The following is a 20,433-nucleotide window of genomic DNA, read 5'->3' on the forward strand; positions in this document are numbered from 1 at the left end:
ACAAAATGACTCAAGATCAAAGCAAGCCTGATCAAGATGTAGAAAACACCTCATCGGAAGGAAGCTCTACAGCTACATCTGCTCAAGACAGCAAAACTGATACTCAAGAAATATTGCCTGAGCAGCAAGCAGATGCAGAAACGGAAGCTAAAAACCAGCAAGATATTCAAGCAGCACAAATAGACTCAAACGACGAACCTAAAAAATCAGCTGCTATAAAAGCAATGGGTTTAATTGTGCTTATTTCCCTTTTAGGTTTAATTACATTTGGTTTATGGAAAAGTTACCAACCCAAAGAAATTGAATTACAAGGCCGAGTTGAAGCTGAAACGATTCATGTCAGTACCAAAGTTCCCAGTCGTATTGAAGAAATTTATGTACATGATGGACAAAAGGTCAGCAAAAATCAGGAATTGGTTCGTTTATTTAGCCCTGAAGTAGATGCAAAAACACAGCAAGCTTTAGGCGCTTTACAATCGGCTCTGGCACTGCAATCGACTGCTGAACGAGGCTCGCAACAGGAAAATATTGATAGTCTGTATGCCAATTGGCAAAGTTTAAAAGCACAAGAAACTTTAGCCAAAACCACCTATCAACGTGGTGCTAACCTGTTTAAAGAAGGTGTTATTTCTCGCCAACGACGCGATGAAATGCAGGCTGCCGCATTATCTGCAAGTCAACTCACCGAAGCAGCGTATCAACAATATGCTCGTGCCAAACGTGGTAGTACACCACAACAACTATCTTCTGCCGATGCGCAAGTTCAAATTGCTCAAGCGGCTGTCGCTGAAGCCAATGCTTTAGCGGCTGAAACTAAATTACTTGCTCCTGTTGACGGCACAGTCTCTAAAACCTATGGCAAAGTCTCGGAACTGGTGGCTATAGGTGTGCCTGTAGTGAGCATTATTCAGGATGATGATTTATGGGTAAGCGTAAATGTACGTGAAGACCTATATGCACAAATTTATAAAGCCAAAACGATGAATGGTTTTATTCCTGCGCTGAACCAAACTGCGACTTTTAAAATTAAAAATATTGATGCTGAAGGTGAATTTGCCACCATTAAAACTACGCGCCAAACTGGAGGCTACGATATCCGTAGCTTTAAAATTCATTTAGCACCAGTGCTTCCAATCACAGATTTAAAAGTCGGTATGAGCGTGCTATTTAAAATTAAAGAGACTCAATAATGTGGTCGGGCATACTGCGTGAACTACGCTATTTACTGACACATAAATGGGACTTGTGTTTAGTTACACTTGCACCTTTATTTATTATTGTGTTGTTCAGCAGCATGTTTTATCAGGGCAAGCCTGAGCATTTGCCTATTGCCATTATTGACCAAGACCAAAGCGAACTGAGTCTAAATATTGAAAAATATGTTAGGCATAATTCAACTTTAGAAATTGCACTGATTTCACAAAGCCCCGATGAAGTGGAAAAGCTGCTGAATCAAACCAAAATTTGGGGCTATATTTCTATTCCTGCAGGCGCGGAACAGCGACTAGTTCAAGCTCAAGATGCCGAAATCAGCATTGCTTTTAACCAAAGTTATTTTAGTGTGGGTAATGCGATTTCATCTGCGATGTTATTTAGCACCCTAGAAGCGACCATTGATTTCACTCGGAAAAACTATTTAGCCAATAGCATTCCTTATTTAGATATTCCAACACCGAATGTCAAAATATCGCCTTTATATAATCCAAGTTTAAGTTATGAGTTTTATTTAGAACCCTTCATGATTCCTGCAATTCTGCATTTATTATTGTGTTGTTGTGTGGCCTTTGCTGTGGGGCAAGAACTGAAATTTAACACCACTAGGCAATGGTTAAATCAGCACAGTATTTTCAGTGCCTTATTGTCTAAAATTTTAGTTTATGTTCTTATTTTTACTGTATGGACATGGGCTTGGATGTTCTGGCTGATTGAAGTTCGTGGCTGGTTTGTTGCGGGTCAGTTATGGATGATTCTACTTGGTCAATTTTTCTTTTACAGTGCTTATGCCTTTATTAGCAGCACTGTCGTTTTAGCAACTCGCAACTTAGCTAAATCCTTTGGTTTTATTGCCGTTTATGGTGGCTCATCGTTAAGTTTTGCGGGAGTCACTTTACCTTTAAACAATGCCCCACTGTTTACGCAATTTTGGGCCAATATTATTCCTTATACTCCATATGCAAAATTGCAGACTGAACAATGGGTTATCGGTAGCCCAATCTCCGCTTCACTCTTACCACTTGCAGTTTTGGCAGCGTATTGTTTGTTTTATTTTGCAACAGCCTATATCTTCCTGAAAAAATATTTAAAGAGAATTCACTCATGAAAAATAGCATGAAAGAATTCCTTCATTTTTACTTAAAAAGCTTTAAAGATATTGCCCATAATAGCTCAATCTTTACCACCTTGGTTTTATCGGTATTTTTATATAGTTTTTTCTATCCTACTGCCTATAAAGCCGAGCATGCAGAATCTTTGCCCATTGTAATTGTGGATGAAGAACAAAGCATGCTGACTTCCACTATTATTACTGAAGTTTCAAAAAGCCCAAATGTAAAAATTAAAGCCGTCACAGGAAATTTTGCTGAAGCGCAAATGATGGTAAAAACTCAGCAAGCTGATGGGATTTTATTGTTGCCCGATAATTTATCCAATAGCGTTCATCGTGGTGAGGTGGGCGGTGTTGGCTTATATTTAAGTGCTGCTTACTTTCTCAAAACCAAACAGATTGGCTTGGGTTTAGCCGGCTCAATTGAACAGGCCATTGCTGAACAGGCCGAAAAATTTGGCCATATTTCACATTTCAGCCCTGCACTTTCAATTCATCAAATTCCTTTATTTAATACACTATCCGGCTATGGAAGTTATGTTTTCCCTGCGATTGCTCCGTTAATTATTCATCAAACCATTGTTTTAGGTTTAAGTATGCTGATTGCAGGCTACAGACAATCCAATTGGCAACCTAAAAAAACTGAATTTTTTGGATTATTCTGTGCCATTTTAACCATTGGCTGTCTAGGTTGCTTTTATTTATTTGGTTTTACCTTCTGGTTATATGATTATCCACATGGTGGTAATTTTTGGGGCATGCTATTAGCTGTACCGATTTTTATCAGTTGCGTCATTGGACTGACAATGGTCATTGCTTCATTTTTTGATATGCCAGAACGTGCAGGACACGTCATTGTATTTACTTCTATCCCGCTATTTTTACTCTCAGGCACAGCATGGCCACATGCAGCCATGCCCGAATGGATGCAATACCTAGGCAATGCACTACCATCCACCCAAGGTATTCAAATGTTTATTCAACTAAATCAAATGGGTGTACCTACTCATCTGGTCATTCCAAAAATGATTTATTTAGCAACTACAGGTGCTGTATTGTTAGTTTTGGGGTATTTCCGCCTAAGCAGAACGCGTCAAAAATAACATTCTGATTTGAAAGGTTTAGCATTTATTAGTGGTATTAACCGTATTTTATATATTGCATGTTCTGTGCTGGATGTGATTGGTAAAGGGGAAGGTCAATTCGATACTAAAAAATAAAAGAATTATGTGATTGAAATGCAGAATGCTGCGTAATACATAAAATTTTAAAAGGAAGCTTCATTTTGTACGCACTGAACTTAATCAAAAAAATTTCTTAGGTTTAAAAAATCTATTTTTAAAATAAAGCTATGCCATATAAAAACAAATTACACTCCAAAATTATCTTTAATTTGAACAAATTAAAATTAAATGTCCTATTAAAATCTAAAAGATAAAACCTCCTATTTTATCTTCTGATTCATGTAGTTAAACCTAAAACACTAACCTAAAATAACATTGTTTATAATTTTAGTAATTGAAAAATAAAGAAAAAAAGTTAATACTGATTAAATAACAATCAATAACTCATAAATAGGAAATATATGGAAAATTTTATAAATAAACTTCAGAACCATATTGAACATGTTAAACGTGTCGGGGAACACTGCTCAACAGAGGAAACAACAAAACAAGCATTAATTTTACCGTTATTAGACATTCTTGGTTTTAATCCTTATGACCCAACAAAAGTATTAGCAGAATTCGCGGCTGATTTTCCAGGAGTCAAAGCAACCGAAAGAGTTGATTATGCTTTGTATTGTAATGGACAACCTGTAATGTTCATTGAAGCAAAACCTTATGCTGCAAATCTGACCAACCATGCTCCACAATTATCTCGTTATTTTAATAGTAGTCTTGGCGTTACAATCGGAGCAATTACCAATGGTAAAGAATGGCGTTTCTTTACTGATTTAATCAATGCTAATGTGATGGATGAAAAACCATTTCTTACAGTAGATTTTATGAAACATAAAGCTGAAGAACTGGTGCAATTAGCAGAATTTAAGCATGATAATTTTCATGTTGAAAAATTACGTTTTTTTGCTGAAGAAAACCAATATATCCAACAATTTAAAACAGTAATAAAGAAAAGTATCAATGAGATTGATTTAGACTTTGTTCGTTATGTTGCACAACAAGCAAATATTCAGCGTCAATTAAATACTAAATTTTTAGAAACCATCCAACCATTTGTAAAACGAGCAGTCGAACAAGCTATTAGCGATATGGTCGTTAAAGGACTATCATCACCTACTATTATTACTGCCCACCCCATAGAACCGCAACCTACTAAAATTGAACAGCCAATAATAGACCATCAACCTGTTGATATCACTCACCCAGACAATGAAAAAATTGTAACGACAAAAGATGAACAGGATCTTTACCGTATTGTTAGTGAATTATTCCCTGAAGCAGAATTAACGGCTAGAGATACCGAAAGTTATTATTCTCTTCTTTTTCAAAAGAAAAATAATCGTTGGTTATTTAGATACGATGTAAATCGTAAACGCCCAACAATTCAATTTATAGTGCCCATTGATGATCAACGAAGACTTGAATTATGTCGTGCAGGACTTGAAGTACAAGCAAATGGACAAGTATTTTTAGATAAACCTGAACACATTTATCGTGCAGTTGGAATTCTTAAAGATTGTTTAGATTATTGTAGTAATGATGAAAATTTCAAACGAGTATCAAATATGTAATCTATGACAAAAGCAACCTAACTTCATTTTGCTATTTACAATAAAAAGAGCGCCTAAGCGCTCTTTTTATTACCGTTAAAACTTACTCTTCTTCAGACTCATTTAAATCTGATTCATTGCCAGTTTCATCAGCAATCATTTCGTCATCAATCAAAATTTCAGAATCAATCAATGCTTCAGAAGTTACGACTTCCTCACCTTCAACAGCTGCTACAAACTCTTCTTCTTCAACTGCTTCGACAGCAACAACACCCACAAGCACTTCATCTTGACCTAAACGGATCAAACGAACACCTTGCGCATTACGACCAGTTTGTGCAACTTCAGAAGCACGAGTACGCACTAAAGTACCGCCATCAGAAATCAACATCAACTCTTTAGATGCATCAATCGCAACCGCACCGACAAGCTCACCATTACGTTCTGAAGTCTTAAGTGCAATAACACCCTTACCACCACGTTTTTTGGTTGGGAAGTCGCCTACTGGGGTACGTTTACCGTAGCCATGTTCAGAAGCACACAGTACTTCACCCGTTTCAGGTACTACGACCAACGATACAATACGGCTGACTAAAACTGAATCCGAAGCATCTTCATCATCAGACTCTACATCAGTATCTTCGGTATCTTCAACTTGTGCTGCACCAATCGTGACACGCATACCGCGTACACCTTTGGCAGAACGACCCATCGAACGTACATCAGTTTCAGCAAAACGAATCGCCTTACCTTCATTTGAGAACAACATAATCTGCTGCTCACCATCGGTAATCGCCACACCAATTAAGGTATCTTCTTCATTTAACTCAATCGCACGTAAACCATTTGAACGAACATTACTAAATTGTTCAAGCTCAACGCGTTTAATCGTACCGAACTCAGTCGCCATAAATACATAGAAGTTTTTACGTACGCTTTCAGCTTGCTGGGCAAAGTCAGCAATAATGTCATCGTCCAGATCAGTCGTAGAAAGTTCTACACCTAACTGTTTCAATTGAATACGTAATGCATCAGACAAGTCATCTGCACCATCTTCAAGTTCAGCTAAAGCCGCTTCAAGTTCAACAAAATGACCATTAATAATTTCATTTTCTTGAAGTTTAGCTGTATTGGCTTTTACAAATGCTTGGAAAGCAACCAGACGATCTTTAAATTTCTTCGGTGCATCAATCACAGGAAGAATTGCTGTAATTGTTTCATTAGCATCCAGTGGCAATAAGTTCACCATTGGGCGACCTTTTGCACCACGTGATGCTTGTGGCACATCATAGACTTTCAAACGATACACTTTACCCACGTTGGTAAAGCATAGAACGGTCGCATGGTTCGATGTCACAATCAGATGTTGAATGTAATCATCTTCTTTCATTGATGTTGCAGACTTACCACGACCACCACGACGCTGTGCAGCATAGTCAGACAATGGTTGAGTTTTTGCATAGCCTGTTTTCGAAACGGTCAGTACCATTTGTTCTTCAGGAATTAAATCTTCACGTGAGAAATCAATTCGTGATTCAACAATGGCTGTTTTACGTGCATCGCCATATTGTTGCAAAATCAACGCTAGTTCTTCACGAATCACAGCCATCAATAAATTGAAGTCATTTAAAATAGCAGTAAGTTCAGCAATTTGACCTAGAATTTCAGAATATTCCGCGTGTAACTTGTCTTGTTCAAGACCAGTTAAACGGTGTAAACGTAATTCTAAAATTGCACCGACTTGCGCAGGTGAAAGACGGTAAATGCCGCCATCAAAACCATACGGTTTAGACAGATCTTCACCATCAATAATCTCTGGACGTACAGAAACTGAACCTGCTTTTTCCAGTAATGCAACCACACCACCCGCAGCCCACTCGCCTACTTGTAAACGCTCACGCGCTTCAGCGGGATTGGCAGAGGCTTTAATGGTTTCAATAATCGCATCGATATTGGCTAAAGCAACCGTTAAACCTTCCAAGATATGACCACGTTCACGCGCTTTGCGTAACTCAAACATGGTACGACGGGTCACCACTTCTTGACGGTGACGAATAAATGCCGCAATGATATCTTTTAAATTCATCAACTTCGGCTGACCATTGTCTAGGCAAACCATGTTGATACTGAACGAGTTTTCAAGCTGAGTATTTTGGAACAGGTTATTGACAATCACTTCAGCGTTTTCACCACGCTTCAAGTCAATGACAATACGCATACCATCTTTATCAGACTCATCACGCAGTTCTGAAATACCTTCAAGTTTTTTCTCTTTCACCAATTCAGCAATACGTTCAATGGTTCTTGCTTTATTGACTTGATAAGGAATTTCAGTAAATACGATGGTGATACGACCATTCTTCGGATCTTCTTCGAAGTGATACTTACCACGAATATGCAAACGGCCTTTACCCGTACGGTAGGCATCTACAATACCTGATTTACCGTAAATGATACCGCCTGTAGGGAAGTCAGGCCCTGAAATATACTGCATTAAGCCTTCAATGCTGATATTTGGGTTATCTGCATAAGCCAAACAAGCATTGACTACTTCGGTCATGTTGTGTGGCGCCATATTGGTCGCCATACCAACAGCAATACCAGTCACACCATTGATCAATAAATTTGGAATACGGGTCGGCATGACTTGAGGTATACGCTCAGAACCGTCGTAGTTATCTTCCCATTCAACTGTATCTTTTTCTAAATCAGCCAACATTTCATGGGTCAATTTACGCATACGGACTTCGGTATAACGCATTGCTGCAGCACTATCGCCATCGACAGAACCAAAGTTACCTTGACCATCCACCAATTGATAACGCAAGCTAAAATTTTGAGCCATACGTACAATGGTTTCATAAACAGCAGAATCACCATGTGGGTGATATTTACCGATCACGTCACCAACTACACGCGCAGATTTTTTATAGGCTTTGTTGTAGTCATTGCCCAATTCGTGCATAGCGAACAGCACACGACGATGAACAGGTTTTAAACCGTCTCTCACGTCTGGTAATGCACGAGATACAATAACACTCATGGCATAATCGAGATATGAGCTTTTAAGTTCATCCTCAATGGCAATCGGTCTAATTTCCGATACGCTCATGCATACTCCTTATTACAAACAGTACAGTATTGAACCGCTCGTTTTATATAATCAATCTTGCAAAAATTAACCCAAAACAAGCTGAGCTAAAGTCTAAATACAGCCGTAAATTATAGCATAAATTCTCTTATTTTTGTCTCTTATCATCGATCTTAATCTTGTTAATTTTCTGCAATTTATCGATTATTTTTTAATCATTTTTAATTGTTGTTTTTTTATGTGAATCAGTTCTTTTTTTATCGATTTTCATTCAAATCCATAACATTAAAATTTAAATATTTTTGCTCTATTTAGGTGCTCATTTTACTTATACATCAACGTAAAAATGAAATATCTAATGAGTAATCATAAAAATATCAAAACGACCGAATCATGCTGAGCACTCGTATTTTTTACTTAAAAAAAAACGCCCCTAGAAACTAGGAGCGTTTTTGAAACTGTAGCAAAGAATTAGATTTTAGATACTAGTTCTGGAACAACAGTGTTCAAATCACCCACTAACCAGTAATCTGCTACTGCGTTAATTGGTGCTTCTTCATCTTTGTTGATCGCAACGATCACTTTAGAATCTTTCATACCCGCTAAATGCTGAATCGCACCAGAAATACCGACAGCGATGTAGAGGTCAGGCGCAACGATTTTACCCGTTTGACCGACTTGCATGTCGTTTGGTACAAAGCCAGCGTCAACCGCAGCACGTGATGCGCCTTGAGCCGCACCCAGTTTGTCCGCCAATGGATCAAGTACAGTGTGATAGTTCTCACCTGAACCCACACCACGACCACCAGAAACAACAATACGAGCAGCTGTTAATTCAGGACGTTCAGACTTCACAATCTCTTCAGAAATAAACTTAGAGATGCCAGCATCTTGAACATCAGCAACAGCTTCAACCGCAGCAGAACCGCCTGTCGTAGCGACAGGATCAAATGCAGTACCACGAACAGTCGCAACTACGATAGATTCAGAAGATTCTACAGTTGCAATTGCATTACCTGCATAGATTGGACGTTTGAAAGTTTTAGGGCTTTCAACAGCAATGATGTCAGAGATCATGCTTACGTCTAAAAGTGCAGCCGCACGTGGAAGTACGTTTTTACCTGTAGTTGTAGAAGTCGCAAGGATATGTGAATAACCTTTGCCAACTTGTGCAACTAAAGCAGCAACATTTTCAGCCAATTGGTGTGCATAAGCCGCGTTGTCAGCAAGTAATACTTTGCTTACACCCGCAACTTGAGCTGCTTGGTCAGCAACAGCCTGAGCGCCTGAACCCGCAACCAATACAGTGATATCACCACCGATTTTTTGTGCTGCAGCAACAACGTTTAAAGTTGCACCGTTAAGTGTCTTATTGTCGTGCTCAGCGATAACTAAAATACTCATGATTTTATCCTTCTGTATTAGATCACTTTCGCTTCGTTTTTAAGTTTTTCAACAAGCTCGTCAACAGATTTCACTTGTACGCCAGCTTTACGCTCTGCTGGTGGCTCAACTTTAACTGTTTTAAGTTTAGTTGTAGCTGAAACGCCATAATCCGCAGGAGACTTCACATCAAGCGGTTTTTTACGCGCTTTCATGATGTTTGGAAGCGCCGCATAACGTGGCTCATTCAAACGTAAGTCAGTGGTGATAATTGCAGGAAGGTTTAATTCAACAGTTTGTAAACCACCGTCTACTTCACGTGTTACTTGAACTTTGTCGCCAGTAACATTCACTACAGAAGCAAATGTACCTTGACCAGCGCCAAGTAAAGCACCCAACATCTGACCAACTTGATTAGAGTCATCATCAATCGCTTGCTTACCAAGAAGGATCAATTCTGGTTTTTCTTGTTCTACAATGCCTTTTAAGATTTTAGCCACTTCAAGTGCGCCAATCTCATCAGTCGTTTCTACTAAGATACCGCGATCAGCACCCAGTGCCATAGAAGAACGGATTTGTTCCTGAGCTTCTTTAGGACCGATAGAAACCACAACGATTTCCGAAACTGTTCCTTTTTCTTTTAAACGAACTGCTTCTTCCACTGCGATTTCACAGAATGGGTTGATCGACATCTTAACGTTAGTAAGGTCTACCCCACTATTGTCCGGTTTAACGCGAACTTTAACGTTGGCATCAACCACACGTTTTACAGCAACAAGAGCCTTCATGTAATCCTCGGCTGTTTTAGCAAAAGTAAATATTGAGAAAAGTTATAATAACTCTTCAGTTAAAATTTTTAGGTGCCCTATCTTGCAATGTGTATGGCATTTCGGTCAAGTCACAATTATCGAAACAGTCGTAAAAATGCGTAAAATTCCTTGAACTAGGCGTTCATTTTTTTTCAAATGTTTTTATTAAGATGAATTCCTTCACTATTTAGTTATTTTTAAGCATTGATTTTTATTATATTTTTACTTGATTAACTTCATCAAAAGTTCTGATTTCACCCTTATTTTCGATTGCGTTCTTATTTAAGCAACTTTGCCTTCTTGCACATATGTACAAGTTATGCCCCGTCATTTAAGACAGATTGCACTCATTTTTTGCTGTATTTGCCGTAACGTTGGTTACTTCTTTAAGTTAAACATGTAACAAATGACGTTTAATGTAGAAATCTAACGCTATATAAAGTACTGCACAAAAAAAACACGCCATTTAGACATGCTTTTATAGCACGGTTATTGAATGATGAGCCAAGTTGCAGCAAGCATTAATAAACCGCCGGAACCACCATCAATCCATTTTTGTTTACGTTCATCAATCTGTGAATTTTGGCTAATTTTGGCAAAAATTATGCTTAAACCACAGTACACCACAAAACATAAGCCAATAAAGATAAAAGAAAGGATTAACCCCTGACTGACAGTATTGCCTGTTTTGTCGATAAATTGCGGTAAGATCGCAAAATAAATCAACATGCCTTTTGGATTCAATAAAGCGGTAACAAATCCTTTTTGAATTGGCTTGGCTGTGCTTTTATTTTCAATCGCTAATTTCTGCGTGTTAAAAACAGATTTAATTAAACTAAAAGCTAAAAATAAAAGGTAAGCAATTCCCAACCAGCGAATACTTTCAAACAAAATGGGAAAAGAAACAATAATCGCCGCAATGCCCAAAGCCACTAAAACAGAATGGACTAAATATCCTAGACACACCCCAACAGTCGCCATCATGCCGGCTTTTACATCTTTACCCATTACTTGTGACAAGATAAATAACATATCTGGCCCAGGCGTAAAAATAAGCGGAATTACCGTTAAAGCGAAGAGTAAAAAGACGGACATTTCCTTTTCCCTTTCTATATTTTGAAAGTGGAAATAAGTATCGAATAAATAGCACGAAATAGGATTTCAAAATATTCTATAATTAGAATTATTTTTCGAATTATATTCTAATTTATGAAATTATTATCTAAATCTATTTCAGTAAAGCTTGATCGTATAGATAAAAATATCATTCGTGCATTACAAACCAATGGACGTATGCAAAATAATGATCTGGCACGTGAAATTGGACTATCCGCTTCTTCTTGTTTGCGACGGGTGAAATTACTGGAAGAATCAAGGGTCATTCAAAGCTACACCACCATTATCGATCCGCAAAAAATTGGCTTACAACTGATTTTATTTTCACGTATTTGGTTGGTTGGGCAAGATGCTGAAACGATTGATTGCTTTATTGAGGCGATGAAAGAACTACCTCAAGTGATGGAATGTTATATTATTTTAGGTGAATCTGATGCCATGCTGAAAGTTGTCGTCCCCGACTTAGAAAACTATCGTAAATTTCAGTCGGCACATTTAACCAAGAAAAATGGCATTACCAGTGTGAAAACGGATTTACCCAGTCAAATTATTAAACAAAGTTTCCAACTTCCACTGGATGATCTTTAGGACATTATTTTGAACCTACAGCTTGAGACATCACGTTTAATTTTAAGGTCATGGAAAGATTCCGATCTCAAACCATTTTACGCCCTAAATTCCAATGCCGAAGTGATGCGCTATTTTCCAAGCTACTTAACACAACCACAAAGTGATGCCTTAGCACAAAAGTTCCAAAGCATAATTGAAATTCAAGGTTGGGGTTTCTGGGCAGTCGAATTAAAACACACAGGTGAGTTTATCGGTTTCACTGGTTTACATCAGCAACCCGATCAATTCACATTTTCACCCTGTACTGAAATTGGCTGGCGACTCGAGCAAAAATTTTGGGGCAAGGGTTTTGCAACCGAAACCGCGATTGCTTGTTTAAATTTTGCTTTTAATTCACTTCATTTAAATGAAGTGGTGGCATTCACTGCACAACAAAACTGTAAATCCCAAGCCGTCATGCAACGCTTAAGAATGCAATTTCAATATTATTTTAATCATCCTGCATTAGATCATCGTAGCCCACTACAAAGACATGTGCTTTATCAAATAAATGCAGCTCAATTTAAACCAGCTGGTTTTCTAAAAAATCACGATGAATATGACTCAAATCAATTAATTCATATGCTTGAAGGTTAAATATTTTCCAAATTGCCAAAAAATCTTCTTTTAAATCGACATTAACCATCGCAATCGGACGTTCTTGCCATTGCAGGTCTGAAATCCAAAGATAGGTTTCTTTGCTATCAGGATTAATCGCTTGAACCTTACCTTCGGCATTAATGCCTTGCACATACGTATTTTCAGGTAAAGAAGGTTCGATATTCGGCAAACTAATGTCCACAAAATGTTTGACCTGTCTTAAACCATAACCTGCAAAAATTTCTTTTTGTACTTCGGTTAATTGTGCATATTTTTGTTCAATATTTTTCATTTCAGTTACCCTCCATCTGTGCATTCATCATTTTCAATGAGCTATATTATTTTTATTCCACAAAAATAATATACGACCATTCTATAATGGACTGACTTTTTTAACTTTAACTGAGTTTAACCTCAAGTAGGTTCTCTATTTTCATTCTAAAGAATATGCAGATATTGTTCCAATTTGATGAATCGCAATAAAAAACATACAAACCATCTCGCTAAATATTCAATTGACGCCCTCTTAATAACTCATCGTCCTTAAGCTACCACAAAAATAAAAAACTCTACAATTCTGCTGCAAATACGCCAAGGTGAAAGGATTATGCTAAAAAATTCTTAAAAAATCTAACGAAAAAATAAAGCGCCATTCCACATCAAACATTGAACAACTTTTACCTACTCACTTTTACCTACTCACTTTTCAGGAGTCATTTTCAGGAGTCATTTTCAGGAGATAACATGAAAAATAATGTTCTGATTGTTGGTGCAGGGCCAACGGGTCTAATCCTTGCACTTTGGCTCAGTAAACAAGGAATTACTGTACGGATTATTGATAAAAATACAGAACCCAGTCAAAGTTCACGGGCGCTGGGGATTCATGCGCGCACGCTAGAATTATATCAACAAATGGATTTGGCAGAAGAAGTCATCCAAGCAGGTTATCCCAATGTACAGCTCAACTTATGGGCATTGGGGAAAAAACGTGGTGTTTTAAAATTGATCGAACAAGGCAAAACACTCACGCCCTATCCTTTTATTTTGATCTACCCACAAGATCAACATGAACGACTGCTGATCCGACATTTAGAAACATTCGGGGTGCTTGTTGAACGCTCCAGCGAACTGATTAGTTTTACCCATCATTCAGACCATGTTTGTGCAGAAATTCGTAGTCCGCAGGGTTTAGAATACTATTCTGCCCGTTTTCTTTGCGCCTGTGATGGTGGCAAGTCTCCAATACGACATCAATTAGGGCTGAAATTTCCTGGTGGGACGTATTCAAAACTTTTCTATGTTGCAGATGTTCATGTACAAGAAGCATCCGTCGATGGCGGTGTGCATATTTCTTTAGATCGGGAAGATTTTGTTTTATTGTTTTCTTATGGGCAACTCGGGCAAGCACGTTTGATTGGACTGATTCGTGAGGATCGTATCCAATCTCGACAAAACTTGAGCTTTGATGATGTCGCACATACCGCTATTCAAGACTTAGGTCTGACCATCCAAAAGGTCAACTGGTTTTCGACCTACCGTGTACATCATCGTATTGTTTCAGACTATCGCATCGGCAATGTTTTTCTGGTTGGTGATGCCGCACATTTACATAGCCCCGCAGGTGCTCAAGGGATGAATACCGGTATTGGTGATGCTATCAATCTGGCTTGGAAATTAGCCGCAGTTATCAAAAATCAAGCCTCGGAACAACTGTTAGAGAGCTATCAGATTGAACGGCGGGCGTTTGCCGAAAAACTGGTAAAAAGCACCGATCGAATATTTAGTATGATCACAGCAGATGGCTATTGGGCTGCTAAAATTAGAACCCAAATCATCCCTTATCTGTTGCCTAAAATTTACAACAATGCGCCACTGAGTCACTTCATTTTCCGTATCATTTCACAGCTTGGCATCCATTATCGGCAAAGCCCACTCAGCCAAGGCAAAAGCAGTAAAATTCATGCAGGCGATCGTTTGCCTTGGATTCAGCAATTGCAAAGTAACAATTTTGAAGCTTTAAAACAGATGCTTTGGCAAATTCATGTCTATGGCACAGCACGATCAGAGCTGCAAACATGGTGTCCTCAGCACAATCTACCTTTATCCCAATTTGTTTGGGATGCAAACTGTAAAAAGGTAGGTTTACTCAAAGATGCCGTTTATTTACTCCGTCCTGACACCTATATCGCCTTGATAGATCCACAAGCCAACATCGACACTTTGGAACAGTATTTTCAAAAAATACAGATGAAATACCCAGAGAAAGTTAAAAACCAATAGCAAAAATACGCTTGGATAAACTTAAGATTTTTGTGCCCGCGGATGTGCCTGATCATAGACTTTCGCCAACTGCTCAAAATCGACATGGGTATAAATTTGCGTGGTGGTTAAATTACTATGCCCTAACATTTCCTGCACCGCGCGTAAATCGCCACTATTTGACAACATATGACTGGCAAAACAATGCCGTAATAAATGTGGATGTAAATCAACATTTACCCCTGCACGTTGCGCTTGAAATTTTACCCGATTTTCAATTTGTCGTGCACCGAGCGGATTGCCTTTTTGGGTAATAAATACATTGGCCTCAGCAACAAAATCACCATTCCAAAGTGGATAAATTTGTAACCATTGCATCACGGCAGCTTTGGCTTTTGAACCAAACGGCACAACACGTGTTTTATTACCTTTACCTGTAATACGCAAAAGAAGCCGATTAAAATCAATATCTTTAATACGTAAACCTTGTACTTCTGCCAAGCGTAAACCACTGGAATACAATAATTCTAAAATCGCTTTATCGCGCAGCCACATTTGTTGTTCTATCGGTTTTTCAGGTTTGGGCTGATCTAAAATTTGGTTAATTGTTTCAATATCCACCATACCTGGCAAAGGTCTAGGCTGGCGTTTTAACTGAAAATCATCGGCTGGATTAAAAGCCAAATATTGCCCCTGCTCTGCCCATTTCATAAACTGCCGAATCGAAGATAATAAGCGTTGCAAACTACTGGAACTGAGTTGTTGCTGTTCTACTTTTTGAGCTAAAAATTCACGTAAATCTGTAGATTCCACATTCATTAAACTGAGTTTTTTGACTGCACAAAAATTTAAAAAATTGGAAACATCACGATCGTATGCTTGCAGTGTATGTTTAGATTGATTTTGAATTTCTCTTTCTTTGAGCCACATCACCAATAAGTCAGCTGGAGAATACTGCTGCATTTCAGGATCAATCACATTTTTTCTCACTGTATTTAATCGGTTTTTTATTCAATAGACTTCTTTCATAAGTCACTTTTCAATCAATACAAGTCGTTCGTAAAGCCAAAATTTAAAAACAGACTTTAGAAAGTATTTGATTCATGAGTGTGGCATGGATACCACACGTTTCCCATCCTTGCGCTGCGTTTTTCAAGCAGTGCCTTAAAACTGGCTCAGGACGTCGTGTATGGGAAACAAAAGGTTTTGTCTTGCATAGCAGTGCTACTCATTAACCTTTCAAAAGTAGAGCTAATACCTACGCAAAGTCATAAAAACTGAATTAATCAAATGAAGCAGCACTGATTTTAAAGAATCGAATATTGAGCATTTTTGATTTATGCAAATTATCTAATGAATCAAGCTAATCATACCCACCATTTTTATTCTATCGACTTCATTCCAACTTGCATAATTAATCATGCTATAAACTTAGATTCTCAAATAAAAAAGCACCGTCATGATGACAGTGCTTTTTAATCAAACCATGCATTTTTATGCTTGGTAATAACTCAAATCGATACGACCTTCATAGACATTGGAAGTTGGACCCGTCATCCAAACCACATCGCCTTCACGCCATTCAATTTGTAGCTTGCCACCAGCAAGTTCAATTTCCACGGCATCGGCAAGTAAACCACGGCGCATACCTGAAATTGCAGCTGCACAAGCACCTGTACCACACGCTAAAGTTTCACCCACACCACGTTCAAATACACGTAAGCGCGCATGTGTTTCATCCATAATTTGCATAAAGCCCGCATTGACACGTTGCGGAAAACGCTCATGCGATTCAACTTGTGGCCCCATTCCTGCAACGTCAGCAATCAACACATCAGGAACAATAGTCACTGCATGCGGATTACCCATATTTACCACATCAATGATAATACTTTCATCATTGGCTAAAGCTAAGCTGTATAGATTTTCAGGCTCATCAGCAAGGAACGGAATTTGGTTCGGTAAAAATTTTGGATAACCCATATTCACGCGAACCCAACCATTTTGTCCCAGTTCAGGTTCAACAATACCCGCTTTGGTTTGTACTTTAATTTTGGTTTTGGTGGTCAATTTTCGCTCATGCACAAAGCGTGTAAAACAGCGAACGCCATTGCCGCACTGTTCAACTTCAGAACCATCCGCATTAAAAATACGATATTTAAAATCGACATTGGGTAAATCTGGTGGTTCAACAATGAGCAGTTGGTCAAAACCAATGCCGAAATGACGGTCGGCTAAACGCTGAATAGTCATGGTATCTAGATAAGCACGTTGGCTGATCAGATCAACCACCATGAAGTCATTACCTAGACCATGCATTTTAGTAAATTCTAAAAACATATCGAATGACTCCATTTAAGGCAATAAGCGTTCTTTATCCCATAATGATTCTATGGTTTCACGTTCACGAATTAAATGCGCTTGATCACCATCAACCATTACTTCAGCCGCACGACCACGACTATTGTAATTTGAACTCATGACAAAACCGTATGCACCTGCACCCAACACCGCAAGGACATCATTTTCTTGAATCGCTAACTGGCGTTCTTTACCTAGGAAATCGCCCGTTTCACAAATCGCGCCAACCACATCCCATTCTTTCGTTTCAACATCAGTACGGGGGGTCACTTCTTGAATATCCATCCATGCTTCATATAACGCTGGACGAATCAAGTCATTCATTGCTGCATCAATAATGGCAAAATTACGATAATTGGTTGGTTTGAGCAAATCTACTTTGGTTAGTAAAACACCAGCATTGGCAGAAATACTACGCCCTGGTTCCATATATACTTTTAAGCCCAATTCTTCTAAAGCAGGCTTAAGTGCATTGGCATATTCAGTAACCGTTGGCGGTACTTCATCTTTATAGGTCACGCCTAAACCACCACCAATATCGATGTGTTTAAGATGAATACCCAACTCGTTCAATTGTTTAATCATCATGATCACACGATCAAGTGCATCGACAAAAGGCTGAGTTTCAGTTAACTGCGAACCGATGTGGCAATCAATGCCTATCACATCTAAATTCGGTAGTGAAGCCGCATATTGATATGTTTCAAATACACTGTCAGATGGAATACCAAATTTATTTTCTTTTAAGCCCGTTGAAATGTATGGATGTGTTTTTGCATCAACATCTGGGTTTACGCGTAAAGAAACGGGGGCTTTTTGCCCCAGTTCAGCCGCAACTTTTTGAATGCGATCCAGCTCTGCATACGATTCAACATTAAAGCAAGCAATGCCCACTTCTAAAGCTTTTTTAATGTCTGCTTCTGATTTACCTAAACCAGAGAATACAATTTTAGAGGCTTCACCGCCTGCTTTTAGCACACGTGCAAGCTCGCCACCCGTCACAATATCAAAACCTGCACCCAGCTTCGCCAGCACATTCAATACCGCAATATTAGAGTTCGACTTTACCGCAAAACAAATTTGATGATCGATAAAGCTAAATGCACGATCCATATCGAGATAATGCTTTTCAAAAGTGGCTTTTGAATAAACATAAAGTGGCGTGCCAAATTGCTGCGCAAGTTGTTGCAACGAACATTGCTCTGCGTGCAAAACCCCATGAATGCGGGTAAAACTCATGAATGTATCCTTTCTATGAAAGCGTTAAGGTGTAGCAGGCTAATTAGACTCAGTATTCGGTGTTGCAAGCTGTTTCTGTTCCGACTGCTTTTTGGAATCGACATTGGGATATAACAAATACTTGGAACGCTTGTCGTAATTCTGATCATTTGATAACTGTAAAGCTCCAGATTGACCACAACCGACCAAAGCAAAACCTGTCGCCAATAAACTGATGTAGCAAATGACAAGACGCATCTGACCACCTATCCTATGTTTTCAAAGAAGTATAACTCGATCACAGCCGTGACCAAAGTGCTAAACGTTAGAGATTATCGTGAGTTAAAAAAAAACGCCAGTTTCAAACTGGCGTTTTTCACAAACAAAGAGCTTATTTATGTTTCGGTTTGTAGAAACCAAAGTAACCAATAATCAGGATAATGAACCAAATTGGACTCACCATCAGTGCTTTCATGGTATCGGCTTCTAATGACAACACATAAATCATGCCAATAAAGAAGATGATTACCACCCAACAGGTAAATAGTCCACCCGGTAGTTTAAAGGTTGATTTCGCATGGAGTTCTGGACGAGTTTTATAATAAACAATATAACTCCAGATAATCATCAACCATACACAGATGAACAAAATGGTTGAAAGCGTGGTTGCTAAAGTAAAGGCCTCAACAGTATTGGGTACAAAGTACTGAAGTGCAGCACCTAACAACAAACATACCCCAGAGAAATACAAGGCATTGGCAGGAACAGCACGTTTATTTAAATGTCCAAATGCTTTAGGCCCTTGTTCTTCACGAGATAAACCAAACAACATACGACTGGTTGAAAATACACCACTGTTCATGGATGACATGACAGAAGATAACACCACCAAATTCATGATAATTGCAGCAGCGGCAATACCCGCTTGGCTAAACAAGTTTACAAATGGACTAATGGTTGGATCAATTTTATTCCATGGCGTCACGGACATAACAATCACCAGTGCCAACACATAGAAAATAATGATACGAATAGGAATAGAATTTATTGCTTTTGGCAAGTTACGTTCAGGATCTTTTGTTTCAGCCGCAGTTGTACCAACAAGTTCCACCCCCACAAAAGCAAAAATTGCAATTTGGAAGCCCGCGAGGAAGCCAGTTACTCCAGTAGGGAATATACCGCCATGTGACCATAAATGATTAAATGATGCGATCTCACCAGTGGTAGAGGTGAATCCAGTAAAGATCATCCATAGGCCAACAGCAATCAATACCACAATGGCAATAATCTTAATTAGGGCAAACCAGAACTCGAGTTCACCAAACAGTTTTACTGTCACTAGGTTTAAACCCATAATGAAAACAATCGCAGCAATACTGATCATTACCCCTTCTGTTGGGCTAAAGGGCATTCCATTATTAAAAAATTGTAAGTAATAAATAATCGCAGAAAGATCGGCAATCCCTATCGTGATCCAACACAACCAATAAGTCCAACCAACAAAATAACCTGCCCACGGTCCAATTAAATCGGTACAAAAATCAATAAAGGATTTGTACTGTAAGTTAGATAGCAATAATTCGCCAAGCGCACGCATGACGAAAAAAACCATAAAACCAATAATCATATAAATGATGAGAATTGAAGGTCCTGCTAGGCTGATGGTTTTACCCGAACCCATAAATAAACCTGTACCAATTGCCCCACCGATTGCAATCAATTGCAAATGTCGATTAGATAAACTTCGCTGAAGTTCACCATCTGCAGCAGATGGATTGTGGTTTTCATTTGACATTGTTATTTTCATCTCTCAAATTTCGTGTGATAAAAGTAGCTCAAACTAAAATAAATAAATAAAGTTTTTTGAGCATTTGGCTAATTTTCTTTAAATTTAACTATATATCTGCTGATTTTTCACCCAAAACTGCTCCAT

General features: G+C 38.5%; 17 protein-coding genes. 7 read left to right on the top strand and 10 right to left on the bottom strand.

The window, feature by feature from the left end; all coding sequences use genetic code 11:
• Positions 1-5: 5 nt before the first annotated feature.
• From B9T25_RS05705 to B9T25_RS05720, 4 genes are all read left to right on the top strand, one after another.
• Entirely contained in the window at positions 6-1,190 is a 1,185-nt protein-coding gene (locus tag B9T25_RS05705; RefSeq protein ID WP_143222459.1) for an HlyD family secretion protein, read from the top strand.
• Positions 1,190-2,320, top strand: a complete 1,131-nt coding sequence (locus tag B9T25_RS05710) for an ABC transporter permease (protein ID WP_086187509.1) — start codon at positions 1,190-1,192, stop codon at positions 2,318-2,320. Before B9T25_RS05705 ends, B9T25_RS05710 begins: the two co-directional genes overlap by 1 nt.
• An 8-nt stretch (positions 2,321-2,328) precedes the next feature.
• On the top strand, positions 2,329-3,426 hold the full coding sequence (locus B9T25_RS05715; RefSeq protein WP_086187727.1) for an ABC transporter permease: 1,098 nt from the start codon (positions 2,329-2,331) through the stop codon (positions 3,424-3,426).
• Between the two features lie 482 nt (positions 3,427-3,908).
• The gene (locus tag B9T25_RS05720; protein WP_086187510.1) at positions 3,909-5,075 is read left to right on the top strand and encodes a type I restriction endonuclease; all 1,167 of its coding nucleotides are present in this window, start codon (positions 3,909-3,911) and stop codon (positions 5,073-5,075) included.
• 82 nt (positions 5,076-5,157) lie between these two features.
• On the opposite strand, the gene gyrA is transcribed toward B9T25_RS05720, so the two are convergent.
• The 4 genes from gyrA to B9T25_RS05740 form a co-directional block, all read right to left on the bottom strand.
• The gene (gene gyrA / locus B9T25_RS05725; protein ID WP_086187511.1) at positions 5,158-8,166 is read right to left on the bottom strand and encodes a DNA gyrase subunit A; all 3,009 of its coding nucleotides are present in this window, start codon (positions 8,164-8,166) and stop codon (positions 5,158-5,160) included.
• Between the two features lie 450 nt (positions 8,167-8,616).
• On the bottom strand, positions 8,617-9,549 hold the full coding sequence (locus tag B9T25_RS05730) for an FAD-binding protein (RefSeq protein WP_086187512.1): 933 nt from the start codon (positions 9,547-9,549) through the stop codon (positions 8,617-8,619).
• A gap of 17 nt (positions 9,550-9,566) precedes the next feature.
• Positions 9,567-10,316, bottom strand: coding sequence for an electron transfer flavoprotein subunit beta/FixA family protein (locus tag B9T25_RS05735; RefSeq protein WP_004648300.1), 750 nt, complete (start codon positions 10,314-10,316; stop codon positions 9,567-9,569).
• 510 nt (positions 10,317-10,826) lie between these two features.
• Positions 10,827-11,432: a LysE family translocator gene (locus B9T25_RS05740; protein ID WP_086187513.1), complete on the bottom strand. Its 606-nt coding sequence runs from the start codon at positions 11,430-11,432 to the stop codon at positions 10,827-10,829.
• Between the two features lie 114 nt (positions 11,433-11,546).
• Between B9T25_RS05740 and B9T25_RS05745 the strand changes: the two genes are divergently transcribed.
• Both B9T25_RS05745 and B9T25_RS05750 read left to right on the top strand, forming a co-directional pair.
• On the top strand, positions 11,547-12,041 hold the full coding sequence (locus B9T25_RS05745) for an Lrp/AsnC family transcriptional regulator (RefSeq protein WP_086187514.1): 495 nt from the start codon (positions 11,547-11,549) through the stop codon (positions 12,039-12,041).
• A 9-nt stretch (positions 12,042-12,050) separates the two neighbouring features.
• Complete coding sequence (locus tag B9T25_RS05750) at positions 12,051-12,659, top strand: GNAT family N-acetyltransferase (RefSeq protein ID WP_086187515.1); 609 nt, start codon at positions 12,051-12,053, stop codon at positions 12,657-12,659.
• Here the strand turns inward: B9T25_RS05750 and B9T25_RS05755 are convergent.
• Entirely contained in the window at positions 12,586-12,954 is a 369-nt protein-coding gene (locus B9T25_RS05755; protein ID WP_171262733.1) for a hypothetical protein, read from the bottom strand. The two genes, B9T25_RS05750 and B9T25_RS05755, sit on opposite strands and share 74 nt — an antisense overlap.
• 452 nt (positions 12,955-13,406) lie before the next feature.
• On the opposite strand from B9T25_RS05755, the gene B9T25_RS05760 reads away from it, so the two are divergent.
• Positions 13,407-14,942, top strand: a complete 1,536-nt coding sequence (locus B9T25_RS05760; RefSeq protein ID WP_086187517.1) for an FAD-dependent oxidoreductase — start codon at positions 13,407-13,409, stop codon at positions 14,940-14,942.
• A gap of 21 nt (positions 14,943-14,963) precedes the next feature.
• Here B9T25_RS05760 and xerA read toward each other — a convergent pair whose 3' ends face one another.
• The 5 genes from xerA to B9T25_RS05785 form a co-directional block, all read right to left on the bottom strand.
• Positions 14,964-15,884, bottom strand: a complete 921-nt coding sequence (xerA, locus tag B9T25_RS05765) for a site-specific tyrosine recombinase/integron integrase (protein WP_086187728.1) — start codon at positions 15,882-15,884, stop codon at positions 14,964-14,966.
• A gap of 531 nt (positions 15,885-16,415) precedes the next feature.
• Positions 16,416-17,261, bottom strand: a complete 846-nt coding sequence (dapF, locus tag B9T25_RS05770) for a diaminopimelate epimerase (protein ID WP_086187518.1) — start codon at positions 17,259-17,261, stop codon at positions 16,416-16,418.
• 15 nt (positions 17,262-17,276) lie between these two features.
• Positions 17,277-18,521: a diaminopimelate decarboxylase gene (gene lysA / locus B9T25_RS05775; protein ID WP_086187519.1), complete on the bottom strand. Its 1,245-nt coding sequence runs from the start codon at positions 18,519-18,521 to the stop codon at positions 17,277-17,279.
• A gap of 39 nt (positions 18,522-18,560) precedes the next feature.
• A complete protein-coding gene (gene lptM, locus B9T25_RS05780; protein ID WP_086187520.1) occupies positions 18,561-18,758 on the bottom strand; it encodes an LPS translocon maturation chaperone LptM in 198 nt (65 codons plus the stop codon).
• 133 nt (positions 18,759-18,891) lie between these two features.
• Complete coding sequence (locus B9T25_RS05785; protein ID WP_086187521.1) at positions 18,892-20,295, bottom strand: amino acid permease; 1,404 nt, start codon at positions 20,293-20,295, stop codon at positions 18,892-18,894.
• Positions 20,296-20,433: the final 138 nt, after the last annotated feature.

The sequence above is a fragment of the Acinetobacter sp. ANC 4470 genome (assembly GCF_002135335.1).
In the GTDB taxonomy this organism is placed as follows: Bacteria; Pseudomonadota; Gammaproteobacteria; order Pseudomonadales; family Moraxellaceae; genus Acinetobacter.